The organism is Gammaproteobacteria bacterium (genome assembly GCA_013151035.1).
Classification (GTDB): Bacteria; Pseudomonadota; Gammaproteobacteria; order JAADJB01; family JAADJB01; genus JAADJB01.
The window spans coordinates 53888-68530 of the sequence record JAADJB010000015.1 but is presented as its reverse complement, the minus strand read 5'-3'; the positions used below and the strand labels follow the sequence as shown (position 1 = coordinate 68530).

The following is a 14643-nucleotide window of genomic DNA, read 5'->3' as shown; positions in this document are numbered from 1 at the left end:
ATTTTAATTATATGTTATTTTCAGTAAATGATGAAAAAAGACTTATTTAGTGCCGCTTACGATTGTCTACGAGCAGAGAGCGTTGACGACAAGGTTAACCAAACCCAAATAATGGCTGCGGCCTGGCAACGGGGTGATTTATCCTTGCAAACTAATATGCCGGTTGAAGCTATTCATCAACCGGGGCGACCAGTAAAGCCAACCCTGGTGTCTGCCGGTGCAGTGCCTAAACGGAAACTGGGTAGTGTTGAAGGCCGTGCTGCCTTGTTACATGCGATTGCTCATATTGAGTTCAATGCCATTGATCTGGCATGGGATGCGGTCTATCGTTTTCGGGAGATGCCGCGTGAATTCTATGATGATTGGGTGCAGGTGGCTTTTGAGGAGGCGTATCATTTTGGTCTGGTGCATCAACGTCTACAAGATACCGGGTATCAGTATGGTGATTTTGATGCGCATAATGGTCTGTGGGATATGGCAACAAAGACTGCGCATGATATTTTAGTTCGCATGGCACTGGTGCCGCGTTTTCTGGAAGCGAGGGGGCTGGATGTAACGCCGGGTATTATTCGTAAGCTGGAAAATACAGGCGATCAGGCATCCATTGATGTGTTACAGATTATCCTGCGTGATGAGATTGGTCATGTGGCTATTGGCAGTCGCTGGTTTGGTTATTTATGTAATCAGCGTGGTCTGGTGATGGAAGCAAGTTATCGTCAGATTCTTGATGAATATCTGCCTGATCGAGGTTTCAAGATTGAACTCAATGAATCTGCGCGTCTACAGGCTGGGTTTAGCAAGGATGAGCTACAGGCGTTAAAATAATTCCATATTTTGATCGTTTTCCGCTAACACGACACTGTTTCTGCCTTTATGTTTGGCATGATAAAGTGCCTTGTCGGCTGCCTGAATGATGTCCTCTATTTGTTCGCCATTATTAGGGTAGCAGGCGACGCCAAAACTGGCTGTAAATGAGAATGTTTCGTTGTTATGCAAGGGTATTTTAGAATGTTGAATATTCTTGCGTAATCGTTCGGCTGTATTCATAGCCTCATTACAGGATGTTATGGGTAACAGGATGGAGAACTCTTCGCCACCATAACGGCAGATGACATCGTGAGGTCGTAGTTCTGACCCAATAATCTTGCTAATGGTGGTGAGTACCTTATCACCTGCCGGGTGTCCAAATCGATCATTGATCTCCTTGAAGTGATCAAGATCAAAAATAATAAGGGCAAACAGATGTTGGTGACGTACAGAACGATCCATTTCAAGTGTTAGCAGGCGCATGAATTCTCTACGATTAAATAACCCTGTCAGGTAGTCTCGTATGCTCATTTCCCTGATTTGTTGATGGCTTTGATCCAGTTGTTCTGCCATTTGGTTAAAGGTGCTTTCCAATATGCCTAATTCATCCTTGCCTGGATGAGGTATGCGCTGGTGGAACTCACCCTCACCGTATTTTTTGGCGCATTGAGTGAGCGATTGGATTGGACGTAGAACGGAGTTGATGAACAGGATGCTGATGGTTAATGTGAGAATGAATCCAGCGAGTAAGATAAAGCCGATTTCAAACATCATACGTTCATGGATTTTTTGAAATTTCAGTTGCGTATTATCGATGTTGATGAGGGTGGTAGAATCCTGGTTGGGGATTGCAAGTGCCGCGGGTTTATAGGTGTCCAGCAGATTCTGAAATGTATTATCAGTTTGATGGATCGCATAATATGCAGACATAGCGATAGGTATGCATACAATACCCAGGAGTATTATTGTTATTAAACAATATCGCATGCGTAATGAATGAATCATTGTGTAACTCGCTTTACGGAATGTAATCAAAGATTACATTTTCTTTTACAGGTTTTCCGGTAATGCGTAGCAACAATAATTGAGCGAACATAAAAAAGTTGTGCCGATGGCAACCCCGCTATCATAGACCTCTCCTTAGACCGGTGGCTTTGCGCCCCTGCCTTTCAGCAAGTTTGCTATTAACAATCCTAACTCTCTCATGAATTATGTGGTTTGTCAAATTTCGTGATCTGTGTCACACTTTTGCCCATTAAGCTTACTCTTGTAACGGATAGGACGTTTTTATGATCAGTGTGAAGATGGAAAAGATTCTTGATAATCTGACCTCTAACTATATGCCATTTACTTTGCTGTCGAATGAATGCACGTTAGAAGTTGTTAATGTTGTACGTTTTATCGAGATGCGTGAGGGTGAAATTGTCCACATGATGGAAGATACCGGTAATTCATATTATATTATTACCCAGGGTTCAGCTGAGGTTCTGCAACGTGGCATCTATGATGATGAGATGCACAAGATTGCTGAATTGGGTGAAGGTGATGCCTTTGGTTGCGAGGCATTGATCTCCGGTAATGCGCGTTCAGAGACCGTGATTATGCTGGAGGATAGCACCTTATGATGAAATCGTTTAATTTGTTATTTGCCAGTCTTCTGGTTTTATTGGTCTGGCCTTTATCCGGTATGGCGAGTGTCGAGGTGGCTGGATCCAACAGTGATGTTGATTTGACCAATACCTGGTTGGGTATTAGTGCGGTTATCCTGTTTGTTGTGGCCTATTGTTTTGTGATTGCAGAAGAGTTCCTGCATATGCGTAAATCCAAGCCGGTTATTCTAGTGGCTGGATTAATCTGGATACTGGTGGCCATCGCTTTTGCTAATATCGGCGATACCGTAACGCCGGGAGCCGCTATCCGTCACAATCTACTGGAATATGCCGAACTATTATTGTTCTTGCTTGCAGCCATGACCTACATTAATACTATGGAAGAACGTAATGTCTTCGAAAAATTACGTTCCCGTCTGGTGGGTTCCGGGTATTCATTGCGTCAGATATTCTGGATTACCGGAGGGCTGGCCTTTGTTATCTCTCCAGTAGCCGATAACCTGACGACAGCATTGGTTATGGCGGCGGTAGTTATTTCCGTGGGTATTGGTAATACGGGCTTTATCACCTTGGCATGTATCAATATTGTTGTTGCTGCAAATGCAGGTGGTGCCTTTAGTCCCTTTGGTGATATCACGACCCTGATGGTCTGGCAAAAGGGTATGGTTAGCTTTAGTCAGTTTTTTGTTCTGTTTACACCCTCCCTGGTTAATTGGTTGGTGCCAGCAGCGATTATGTCTTTTGTCCTTCCGAATGGTCAACCTCAACAACTCAATGAAGAAGTTGAGGTCAAGCCGGGTGGTTATAATGTGGTGTTTTTATTCTTGCTGACGATTGCCCTGGCTGTGGTGCTGCATACCTTCCTGCACCTGCCACCGGTTCTCGGTATGATGACGGGTATGGGACTGCTTAAGATCTATGGTTATTTTATTCGTCGAGATGAGATTTCACGTTTGAGTGTTGAAATCAGTGGTCCTGAAGATGGGAGTGCTGATATTATTGAACACAAGGCATTTGATATTTTCAGGAGTATGAAGCGGGCTGAGTGGGATACCTTGATGTTCTTTTATGGTGTTATCCTGAGTGTGGGTGGTTTGGGTACACTGGGTTATCTGGCATTACTTTCTGAAACATTTTATGTCGGCTATGGTGCGACCTGGGCGAATATTGCCGTTGGGGTCTTGTCGGCTATTATTGATAATATACCCGTGATGTTTGCCGTGTTGACGATGCAGCCCGATATGTCATTAGGTCAGTGGTTATTGGTGACGTTAACTGCGGGTGTGGGTGGTTCCTTGTTATCAATTGGTTCAGCAGCGGGTGTTGCCTTGATGGGTCAGGCGCGAGGGGTCTATACCTTTTTTGCCCATCTTAAATGGACCTGGGCGATTGCCTTGGGTTATGCTGCTAGTATCTGGGTGCATCTGCTGGTTAATGCAGAACTAATGTAAACTGGGTAGGGTGCGTATTACGCACCCAATATCTAATACTCAGCCAACCACTGGACCAACTCTTCGGCAGGTAGGGGACGGGACATGTGATAGCCTTGAGCCTTCTCGCATCCCAACGATTTTAATAAATCAAATGCTTCCTGACTCTCGACACCTTCAGCTGTCACCTCACGACCCAGGCTATGAGTCAGGTCGATGGTGGATCGTACAATCACGGCGTGTTTCTCATTTTCCATCATATCCATAACAAAGGATCGATCAATCTTTATCTCACTGACAGGGAGTTGCCCCAGCATTGATAATGATGAGTAGCCTGTACCAAAGTCATCAATAGAGCAATGTATCCCCATGTCGTTCAGGCGCGTTAGAATCTCTTTTGCCTGTTCCGGATTGTGCATGAATGCGCTTTCTGTGATCTCCAGCATCAATGAAGAGTTGGGTACTTCCCAGCTATCCAGTAGTTCGGCGATTTGATCTGGAAGCGTGGATTCTTGCAGGTTACGTACAGATAAATTGACAGCAATAGTGAGGTTTATGTCATCCTTTTTCCATAGATGACACTGTTGTATCGCCTTGTTGAGTACCCATAATGTGAGTGGTCGTATTAATCCACTACGTTCGGCAAGGGCAACGAACTCATCGGGAGGGATGAATCCGTATTTTGGATGATTCCATCTTAGTAGTGCTTCAACATCATGTACGGTGGATGTTTTCAGATCGACCTTGGGCTGGTAATATAAGGTGAGTTGATTCTCTTCGATAGCACTCCTTAGGTCACCCATAATGGTCAGGCGGCGAATGGTATATTGATCAGATTCTGGTGAATAGATAAAAACTTCGGAGTTATCTTGTTTGGCCTTGTACATTGCGATATCAGCACATTTAATCAGGGTGTCTGCATCGCTTCCATGTTCTGGATACAGGGCAATACCAATGCTGGCATCAATATCCAGTTTCAGATCATCAATGCTAAAGGTCGCCTCTAGTTTCTGGGTTAATTCTTCCGCAAGAGCGGTTGATTTATCAAGCCCTGAATCAGGAATAATGATAGCGAATTCATCCCCGCCGAGGCGGGCAATGATTTTATTTTCATGAGCCATGGTTTGCAGTCGATCGACGACGGCTAGTAGTAATTTGTCTCCAACTGAGTGCCCTAACGTATCATTAACTTCCTTAAACATATCAAGATCCATGATCATGACAGTAATGGACTGGCTATCTTTTTGAGCAGCAAGAATACTCTTGTTTAGATCTTCGTACAGCATGGTGCGGTTAGGTAAGTCGGTCAGGTTATCATGTTTTGCCTGGTATTCGAGTGCCTCTGTCTGTTGCTTGATTTTACGGGCAATGGTAGATGATATAATCAGGGCTACCCAGGTGCTGATCCAGAGGATAATGAGAGCGGTTACAACCAGGCTATTGAGTAATTCATCAAAAAAATCGGTAAGACCATGTTGGCTGCGTAGGCTATGTACCAGTCGATACGGGGTGCCGGGGATTGATTCCGCGACCCATAGTATGTGTTTGTCCTCTGTATGCAAGTGGTTATTGTCTTTTTTACTTGCCCTGAAGTCCTTTAATAAAGATACAAAAACAGGGTTGGTAATAGCGGTATTGGTATCCAGGATATTGTTATGTTGGTCAATCAGGAAACGGATGTGCTGTATCTCCTTAAGTTGATCATTGCTATTAGGTTGTAACGTTGGTGTTGATAATGTTCTCTTGTATTCCTGCGCCAGAATATTGGCCTCAAAGCGGGTGGTATCCTGTAAAAAGGCGGCCTCGGTTTTTGACGTTGAATCAACGGCAATATAATAGGCCTTCCATCCAAACAGCAGGATGACAATGGCGATAATCGATATGAAGTAGGTCAGGAGCTTGTTGCGTAAGCTCATGGCTAATACCTTTTAAATGTCGTTTTTATTATTGTTTTGTTTTTCGCAGGTGTTGATACCGGCAACTACGTATAGTGGGCAGTTTTGAAAAACCGCAGATAGAAATATGCCAATCCCAAATAGGCCTAACAGAGTGCCGGATAGACCACTGGTGACGGCACTGTTTCCGAAAAAACCGAAATATATCATCGCACTACCACCGATGACACGAAAAAGCCGATCAATACGTCCAACATTTTTTTTAAAAAGATCTTTAATCATATTGGTCTCGCTGTTTGCTGTTGATGATGAGGTTAAATGCAATTCCTTGATAGGGTTAGCGTCAGCATACCCTTTTTATTTAGATAATTAAAGCCCTGCAATAGAATGTGATTATATGATGTTATTATATCGTTATCGCTACGGTATAGTGGGTCAGGGGATGTATTGATGTTGCAATGTGAGTATGTGGCCAGGGAACAATTATGGGATAATCTGGCTGCGGGGGCGGTTGTTATTACCTCCAGTGTGCGTTATGCCAATATCTTGCGGGATGACTATGAACAGGCTCATTATGGTCAAGGAGTTATAGAGTCGCCTGCAATCGTTGTTTATCGGCACTGGGTCAATGAGATATGGGAAGAACTTCTGGTTGCTGATCGCGTGTCACCCCTAGCGGTTCTCTCTGCTGAACAACAATTATTGTTATGGGAAGCACTTATTGCAGAAAGCGATATGGGTAAAGACCTGCTTCAGCGTGAGGGAGCAGCCAAGCTGGCAAGGAAGGCATGGTTATCCGTTCAGCAATGGGCGCTGGATATCAATGATCCGGCCTTTCGCTATAATGAAGATAGTCGTGCCTTTTATGGCTGGTGTCAGACCTTTGATACACGTTGTCAGGCATTATCAGCGATTGCTGAAGAGGCACTGCCCGATCAGATTACCCATTTCTTTTCTAGTGCTGATTATCCTTTTGAGAAAACTATTCTGCTGACAGGGTTTGATGAACTCACCCCACAGTTGCAGGCCTTGATGCAATCGTTGTGTCAGGCAGGTGCGCAGGTGCGTTGGGTTACTTTACAAAAAATAGAGTCATCGCTTGTTCGTCTGGCTGCTGAGGATGCCCGACAAGAGGCATCATTTGTTGCACGTTGGCTGAAAGGTCGTCTGGATAAGAATCCTGCACAGCGTATCGCTGTCGTGGTTCAGGATTTATCGTCTGAACGTTATCGTTTGTTACGGGTGTTAGATGAATTTCTTGCACCGGAGACGCTACAACCGGGCGCAGTGGCGGAGATACCGGTTTATAACCTCTCACTGGGTTTGCCATTAAATGAATACCCTGTCATTCATATCGCATTAAAGGCCTTGTTGTTGCTGAATAAGGGGGCATCATCGATACACGATATTGCCTGTTTATTACACTCGCCTTTTCTTGCCGGTTGGGAACAGGAACAACATGCTCGCGCCTTGCTCTATGCCCGGCTCAGAGATCGTGGTGAGTTACAATTGAATCTGACGACGCTTGTGTTTTATGCCGAACAACAGGGTAAGACACATTATTGCCCGGTGTTGGTCAGGTGCTTGCAGCGATTAATGTTGTCTAAGCAATCTTTACCTGCCAGAGATTATCTTTGTCATTGGTCAGAATGCTTTATTAAGGTGTTATCTGATATTGGTTGGTCGTTAGGACGTACATTATCCAGTGCTGAGTTTCAGACAGTGGCCGCCTGGAAAGAGCTGCTTGCCCGATTAGGTGGTTTGGATGTATCGAATAAAAAACAGACCTCTGACCGGGCGCTTTCCTGGTTAACGCGAATGAGTCGGGGACGTATATTTCAGCCGCAAACAGGGGATGCCCCGGTGCAGGTTCTGGGTATTCTGGAGGCTGCTCATCTTGCTTTTGATGCAGTGTGGATTATGGGTATGCATGACGAGGCATGGCCACCCGCCTGTCGGCCGGATGCCTTTATCCCACTGGCATTGCAACGTGAATATCGGTTGCCGCATAGTTCACCTGATCGGGTTCTGGATATGGCGAAAAAGAACATACAGGCGATTGTGCAGTCAGTGCCTGAGGTTATTGTTAGTTATCCCCTGCATGAGGGTGATAAGTCTTTTTCCTGTAGTCCGCTGTTTGATGGACTAACGCCCATTACGGAGAACGATCTTGAACTTTCTTCCATGTCGACCTGGAGTGAGCGTATCCATCAAAGCGCCTGTCTGGAGACGATGGTTGATGAGCAAGGGCCGGTGATTGATGATGCCAGTATCAGAGGCGGTAGTGGTATCTTCAAAGATCAGGCACTTTGTCCCTTTCGAGCCTTTGCTAATCGTCGTTTGCATACCAGAGTTCTGGGTGAGGTGGGTTCAGTCTTACCAGCAAGTAATCGAGGTAATATTGTGCATCGTAGCCTGGAGCTTTTCTGGCAGACGGTTACCAGCCTTGAACGATTGAATTCTTTGACTAGCGACGCATTAAATGAGCGTATTGGGGCGTGTATTGATCAGGCTCTGACAGAAGAGGCGGTCTTGTTACCACGGATTCTGAGTGAGCGTTTCCAGCAACTGGAAAAGATACGTCTGTTACGTCTGTTGTTGGCATGGTTGGAACTGGAGCAAGGGCGTAGTGACTTTAATGTATTGGCTAATGAGCAACAATTTAATGTACGGGTTGCTGGTATCGAGGTCAATCTTAAGGTCGATAGGGTGGATCAGTTAGCTGATGGTGGACTGGTGGTGATTGATTATAAAACGGGTAAAGTGGAAGCTCGCCAGTGGTTTGGTGAACGACCAGAAGAACCTCAATTACCGTTGTATTCTATGGTGGTCGAGGGTGATATTCGAGGTGTTAGTTTTGCCCTCGTTAGTCTGGATCAGTTATGTTTTCGGGGAGCGATGGAGGGTGATGATATCTTGCCCGGGGTGAAGGCCTATGACGATGATAAAAACAAATTTCCTGAATATGGTAGCTGGGATGAGTTATTAGCCGATTGGCAGCAACAAATCGAATCTCTGGCGCAGGCTTTCTGTGCGGGAATGGCTGCGGTGGATCCAAAGGATGGGATAAAGAGTTGTCAATATTGTGGTTTGGAATTGCTTTGTCGGGTTGGGGAATGAAGTGATGAGAGTGGTTGCTGATCAGGTCGTGCGTGATGAGGTGCTGAATCCTCAACACTCTTATATTGTACAAGCTCCGGCAGGTTCGGGTAAGACGGGTTTGATTACCCAGCGTTTTCTGGTGCTGCTGGCAATGGTGCAGGAGCCCGAGGAGATTATTGCCATTACCTTTACGCGCAAGGCTGCGGGTGAAATGCGCCAACGTATTTTTCAAGCCTTGCAGTCGGCATCTGTCGATTCTGAACCGGCTGAAGCACATGATAAAAAAACCTGGCAACTGGCAAGAACTGTATTGCAACAGAGTCAACGTTGTGGTTGGGATTTATTACAGCAACCACAGCGTTTGATGATACAGACCATCGATTCCTTATGTGCCAGTATCGTGCGGCAGATGCCCTTGTTATCTGGTTTTGGTTCGGTGCCTGTTATCTGTGAAGATGCTGAAGAATTTTATCAGCAGGCCGCGTTACGAACGATTGCTGATTTTGAGAGCCGGGATCCCTGGTCAGAAGATGTCTGTTATTTGCTAACTTATCTGGATAATAACAAGCGACGTATGCAGGAACTATTAATCAATATGTTAGGTAAGCGTGATCAGTGGTTGCGTCATATCAGTATTGAAAGTGATCGGGAGCTGGATCGTGCTAGCCTGGAAGAAGCATTGATGGCAGAAGTAGATACGCACCTGCATAAACTCAAACAACATCTGCCGAGTGAACTGGAACAGGAGTTGTTTCGCTTTGCACGTTTCGCTGCTGATAATCGGGGTGGAAGTAAACCCGCTACCAGTGCGCTATTAGCTTGTCTGCAAGGGGTTGCAGGTTTTACTCAGAACCTGGAAGAAGATTACTCGGTCTGGCGTGCGCTTGCTTTCCTGTTATTGACGGGGCAGGGCACATGGCGTAAGCAAGTGACAAAGGCGAATGGCTTTCCTGCGGATAAAAAAGAGACGAAACTGGAATTTAAGGACTTTATTATACAATTTAGCGAACACGATACCTTTCGTGAACTACTCCATGCCGTAACGACCCTGCCTGCATTGGGTTATCAGGATGATGATTGGCATACCTTGCAAACCTTGTTTCAGGTCTTGCGTCTGGCTGATGCACATTTGCGCATTGTGTTTCAGGAAAGGGGAATGATTGATTTTGTTGGTATGTCACTGGCGGCTAATCATGCGCTAGGTAAGGTGGATGAACCGAGTGATCTGTTATTAGCGTTGGATTACCGTATGCAACATATCCTGGTTGATGAGTACCAGGATACCTCTTTTAATCAATATAGTTTGTTAGAAAAACTCACTGCTGGCTGGCAGCCGGATGATGGCAGGACATTATTTCTGGTGGGTGATCCCATGCAGTCAATCTATCGTTTTCGCGAGGCCGAGGTGGGCCTTTTTCTACAGACAAAGACACAAGGTATTGGTTCGGTTGCCCTCAATAGTCGGGAGCTAAGTGTAAACTTTCGTTCCAGCTGTTCTGTTGTGGATTGGGTTAATCAACACTTCCCTTCAATATTGGCAGTAGAGGATGATTTTTCTGTCGGAGCAGTGTCTTATTTGCCCTCGATTGCCTATGATCAGTCTGACATGGAACAGGCTGTTTTTATTCATCCTTTTATTAACCGGGATGATGAGGGTGAAGCGGCATTAGTGGTTGATCTGGTGCAACGGGCTGCGCAGGAAAACCCATTATCTACCACTGCTATTCTGGTGCGAAATCGTAGTCATCTGCTATCGATCATTCCTGCCTTACATCATGCCGGGCTACGTTTTCGTGCACTGGATATTGAATCTCTCGGTCAACGTCCGGTTATTCGTGATCTATTGGCGATTACTCGTAGTTTATTATTGCCTGCTGATCGTATTGCCTGGTTGGCAGTATTACGCGCACCCTGGTGTGGTTTGAGTCTGCATGACATGCATGTTCTGGCAAATCAGAATCGTTATCAGACGATTCCTTTCGTGTTACAACAACTGGATTCTGTCGAGGGCCTGAGCACAGATGGTCGTCGTCGTTTGGGTCAAATTGTTGATCTGTTGCTGATGGCGCAGAGGGAACGTATGCGTATATCCCTGCGTCGTGCAGTTGAGGGGCTATGGCTGGCGCTGGGTGGTCCGGCAACAGTTGCTCAGCAAAAAGACCTGGAGGATACAGAAGTATTTTTCTACCTGCTTGAACAGATGGAAGAGGCCAGGGCACTGGATGATGTTGCCGTGTTTGAAGAAAAGGTAGGACGTTTATTTTCATCACCTGATGTCGGTGCCGGTGATGCTTTGCAAATTATGACCTTGCATAAATCCAAGGGGCTGGAATTTGATACTGTAATTATTCCCGGTTTAGGTAGACCTCCAAGATCGAGTGAATCCAGGTTGTTGTACTGGATGGAACGCCCTGCCGATGATGTGACAGGCTCGCATTTATTGATGGGACCAATGGAACGTTTTGCGCGCAGGGATAAAGATACGATAAAGGAATATATTAAAGCGCTGGAAGGGGAGAAGATGCAACATGAGTTTGCTCGCTTTGTCTATGTGGCGGTGACTCGTGCTAAATACAGAGTGCATTTATTGGGCCATATCAAGGCCTCGAACAAGGACGGGGATAGGGTTCTTTCTGCACCACCGAAGGCCTCGCTGTTGGCGACCTTGTGGCCGGTGCTGGAGCAGGATTATATCGCGGCATTAGATCAACAGATAGCATGGCCTCTCGTTAATGAAGATATAATGGAGCGACCGCTATGTTCTATTTCCCGCCATGCCGAGGGATGGGTGTTGCCTGAACCTTTACCAGGCTTATCTATTCATAAGCAGCAAGATCTTGAAGTTGATAATGTCGCTGTCGAATTTAGTTGGGCGAGTGAGAATGCCAGGATTAGTGGCACGGTAATCCATCGTTTATTACAGGATTTTGTTATTAATGAGGGTGGATTGATTCAGCAGGACAAAATCAAACAATATAATTCGATTGCACGAGTGCTGCTGGCAAGGGAAGGTATGCCATCATTGTATCTGGATAATGCTGTCGAGCGGGTAGTGGGTGCCCTGGTTAAAACGCTCACTAGTACACGTGGCAGATGGATGTTCAGTGATAAGCATCGTGATATTCATGCAGAATATGCACTGGTGTCTCTGCTTCAGGACAGGCCTGCGCGTCTGGTGATTGATCGTACCTTTATTGATGAACAAGGAGTGCGCTGGATTATTGATTACAAGACGGGTAGTCATGTGGGGCATGATGTAGACGTGTTTATTGAGCGTGAAAAAGAACGTTATCAGGCGCAGTTGAATCGTTATGCGCGTGCAATGGCGGTGTTGGGTGACGAAGAAATTATGTTGGCACTTTATTTTCCGGTTATGGATGAGTGGGTAGAGTGGGATTGGGGTGCATTGGTTTAGAATCGAGCCAGGGATTGCTCTCCCTTAACAGAGACGCGCCGTGAATACATCCATGTAGGCTCGATGCCCGCATCCCTGCGGGCAACGGTCTCTGTTAAGGGAAAGCAATCCCTGACTCTTGTGGTTATTTTAATGGTAGGGTGCGTATCACGCACCATTGGATATTATGCATGATTAATGAGGAATACGAGATATTTAAACAGGATATTGGTGGCTGGATTAATAGCCTGTCAGATCGGTTTAATGAAGAACAACTGGGTTTTATTCATTCGGTTATCCCCTATTTTGATGATGAGGGGGTATCGCGTGCCTGTCTGCAACGTTCCTTGGCTCTAATGCAGATTGTTGATGCCATGCGTCTGGATCATGAGTCGCTGGTCGCTGCTTTTTTTCTTGGTTTAGTGCGTAGTGCCGATTGCACTGTTGATGAGATCAAGGCTGTGTCTGGTGATACGGTGGCTCATTTGATCGAAGGTATGATGCGGATGGAACGTATCGGTGAATATCAGGGTTATCAGCGTGGCTCAAACAAATTGCATGCCGAGAACCTGCGTAAGATGTTGCTTGCGATGGTTGAGGATGTGCGGGTGGTTTTGATCAAGCTGGCGGATCAGTTGTTGACCATGCGTACGCTGAATCAGAGTGATGCGGAAGATCAACAATTAATAGCTAGAGAGACCCAGGAAATTTATGCGCCACTAGCGAATCGTCTGGGGATCTGGCAGGTGAAATGGGAGCTGGAGGATTTATCTCTGCGTTATCTACAACCTGATGACTATCATGATATTGCCAAACTGCTGGATGAACGGCGTGCTGATCGTGAAGATAATATCCAACAGGTGATGCAGCAGTTACGGGAACAACTGGATGTAATGGATATACACTATGAGGTGAGCGGACGGCCCAAACATATCTATAGTATATGGAAGAAAATGCAGAGAAAGAATCTGGATTTCTATAATATCTTTGATGTGCGTGCTGTGCGTGTGTTGGTGGCTGAGGTTGCAGATTGTTATGCAGTGCTAGGTGTTGTGCATGGTTTATGGCGGCATATCCCGCGTGAGTTTGATGATTATATCGCGCATCCAAAGGAGAATTTGTATCGCTCTCTGCATACCGCAGTCATTGGGCCGGGTGGTAAAACACTGGAAATTCAGATCAGAACATTTGAGATGCACGATCATGCTGAACTCGGTGTGGCATCGCATTGGCGTTATAAGGAAGGGGCTCATTTTGATGCCGGTTTTGAGGAAAAAATCGCCTGGTTAAGACAGTTACTTGAGGTCAAGGAAGGTGATGTCGATGAAGGGGATATTGTTGATCAATTCAAGGCGGAGGCCTCGGTTGATCGTATTTATGTCCTTACACCACAAGGTCAGATTATTGATCTTCAACATCAGGCGACACCGCTGGACTTCGCTTACCATATTCATACGGATATTGGTCATTGTTGCAGGGGAGCCAGGGTTAATGGTCGTATTGTCCCTTTGACCTATCAGCTGCAGACAGGCGATCAAGTTGAAATTCTGACGGCACGAAACGGAACACCGAGTCGGGATTGGTTGAATCCCCATTTGGGTTACCTTAATACTGCACGTGCGCGTTCAAAGGTGAAATACTGGTTTCGAGGTCAGGAATATGAGACCAATGTGCAAACCGGACGCGGTGTACTGGATAAGGAATTTCAGCGTTTAGCGATTACCGATATAAAGATTGAATCATTAGCCAAACAGATGAAGTTTCCAGGTGCGGATGAGTTGCTTGCCGCTATTGGTCGTGGCGATGTGACTCATATGCAGATTAGTAATGGGATACAACGTATTACCGGCGCCCTTGATCTGCCGGATAAACTGAATATTCGTAGCCATAAAAAGACCAGGAAAGCAACGGATAGAGGTTTGCAGGTTTCTGGTGTGGGGGGGCTGTTAACCACGCTTGCCAGTTGTTGTAATCCGGTGCCTTATGATCCGGTTGCTGGTTATATTACCAAGGGGCGGGGGGTGAGTATTCACCGTCAGGACTGTGTGAATTTACTACAGCTGGGTGAGCAGGATCAGAGCCGTATTATTGAAGTGGCATGGGGTGATGATGGCGGTGAGACTTACCCTGTGGATATTGAGTTGCAGGCCTATGATAGACACGGTTTGTTACGTGACATTACAACCGTGCTGGCAAATGAGAAGATTAATGTGCTGGGCGCGAATACCTCGACCAACACGAATGATCAAGTCGTTGATATGATATTGACCCTGGAGGTATCTGATATTAACCAGTTAAGCATGGTGTTGACGAAGATTGCTCAATTGCCGAATGTGTTGTCGGTAGCGCGGAAAAATAGTGCCGGGTGAGATCGAGACATGGGTTGCTCTTCTCTCACAGAGACA

9 protein-coding genes and 1 riboswitch are annotated in these 14643 nt (G+C 45.8%); of the genes, 6 read left to right on the top strand and 3 right to left on the bottom strand.

Annotated features, from left to right (window positions below; all coding sequences use genetic code 11):
* Positions 1-30 precede the first annotated feature (30 nt).
* A complete protein-coding gene (locus GXP22_03610) occupies positions 31-825 on the top strand; it encodes a ferritin-like domain-containing protein (protein NOX08567.1) in 795 nt (264 codons plus the stop codon).
* Here GXP22_03610 and GXP22_03605 read toward each other — a convergent pair.
* Positions 817-1737 carry a diguanylate cyclase gene (locus GXP22_03605; protein ID NOX08566.1) on the bottom strand — a complete coding sequence of 307 codons (921 nt, stop codon included), beginning with the start codon at positions 1735-1737 and terminating at the stop codon, positions 817-819. The two genes, GXP22_03610 and GXP22_03605, sit on opposite strands and share 9 nt — an antisense overlap.
* Positions 1738-1917: 180 nt before the next feature.
* Positions 1918-2000, bottom strand: a riboswitch (cyclic di-GMP riboswitch).
* A gap of 96 nt (positions 2001-2096) precedes the next feature.
* Between GXP22_03605 and GXP22_03600 the strand changes: the two genes are divergently transcribed.
* Both GXP22_03600 and GXP22_03595 read left to right on the top strand, forming a co-directional pair.
* Positions 2097-2432 (top strand): cyclic nucleotide-binding domain-containing protein, encoded by a 336-nt coding sequence (locus tag GXP22_03600; protein ID NOX08565.1) that lies wholly within the window; start codon positions 2097-2099, stop codon positions 2430-2432.
* Positions 2429-3868, top strand: coding sequence for a sodium:proton antiporter (locus GXP22_03595; protein ID NOX08564.1), 1440 nt, complete (start codon positions 2429-2431; stop codon positions 3866-3868). The genes GXP22_03600 and GXP22_03595 overlap by 4 nt, the downstream gene beginning before the upstream one ends.
* Positions 3869-3900: 32 nt before the next feature.
* Here the strand turns inward: GXP22_03595 and GXP22_03590 are convergent, their stop codons facing one another.
* Together GXP22_03590 and GXP22_03585 are read right to left on the bottom strand one after the other, a co-directional pair.
* Positions 3901-5763 carry an EAL domain-containing protein gene (locus GXP22_03590; GenBank protein ID NOX08563.1) on the bottom strand — a complete coding sequence of 621 codons (1863 nt, stop codon included), beginning with the start codon at positions 5761-5763 and terminating at the stop codon, positions 3901-3903.
* A gap of 12 nt (positions 5764-5775) precedes the next feature.
* Positions 5776-6024 (bottom strand): DUF2892 domain-containing protein, encoded by a 249-nt coding sequence (locus GXP22_03585; GenBank protein NOX08562.1) that lies wholly within the window; start codon positions 6022-6024, stop codon positions 5776-5778.
* Positions 6025-6192: 168 nt separating this feature from the next.
* Between GXP22_03585 and GXP22_03580 the strand changes: the two genes are divergently transcribed.
* From GXP22_03580 to relA, 3 genes are all read left to right on the top strand, one after another.
* A complete protein-coding gene (locus GXP22_03580; protein NOX08561.1) occupies positions 6193-8862 on the top strand; it encodes a hypothetical protein in 2670 nt (889 codons plus the stop codon).
* Position 8863: 1 nt separating this feature from the next.
* Positions 8864-12259 carry a UvrD-helicase domain-containing protein gene (locus GXP22_03575; GenBank protein NOX08560.1) on the top strand — a complete coding sequence of 1132 codons (3396 nt, stop codon included), beginning with the start codon at positions 8864-8866 and terminating at the stop codon, positions 12257-12259.
* A 170-nt stretch (positions 12260-12429) separates the two neighbouring features.
* Positions 12430-14607, top strand: coding sequence for a GTP diphosphokinase (gene relA, locus GXP22_03570; GenBank protein ID NOX08559.1), 2178 nt, complete (start codon positions 12430-12432; stop codon positions 14605-14607).
* Positions 14608-14643 lie beyond the last annotated feature (36 nt).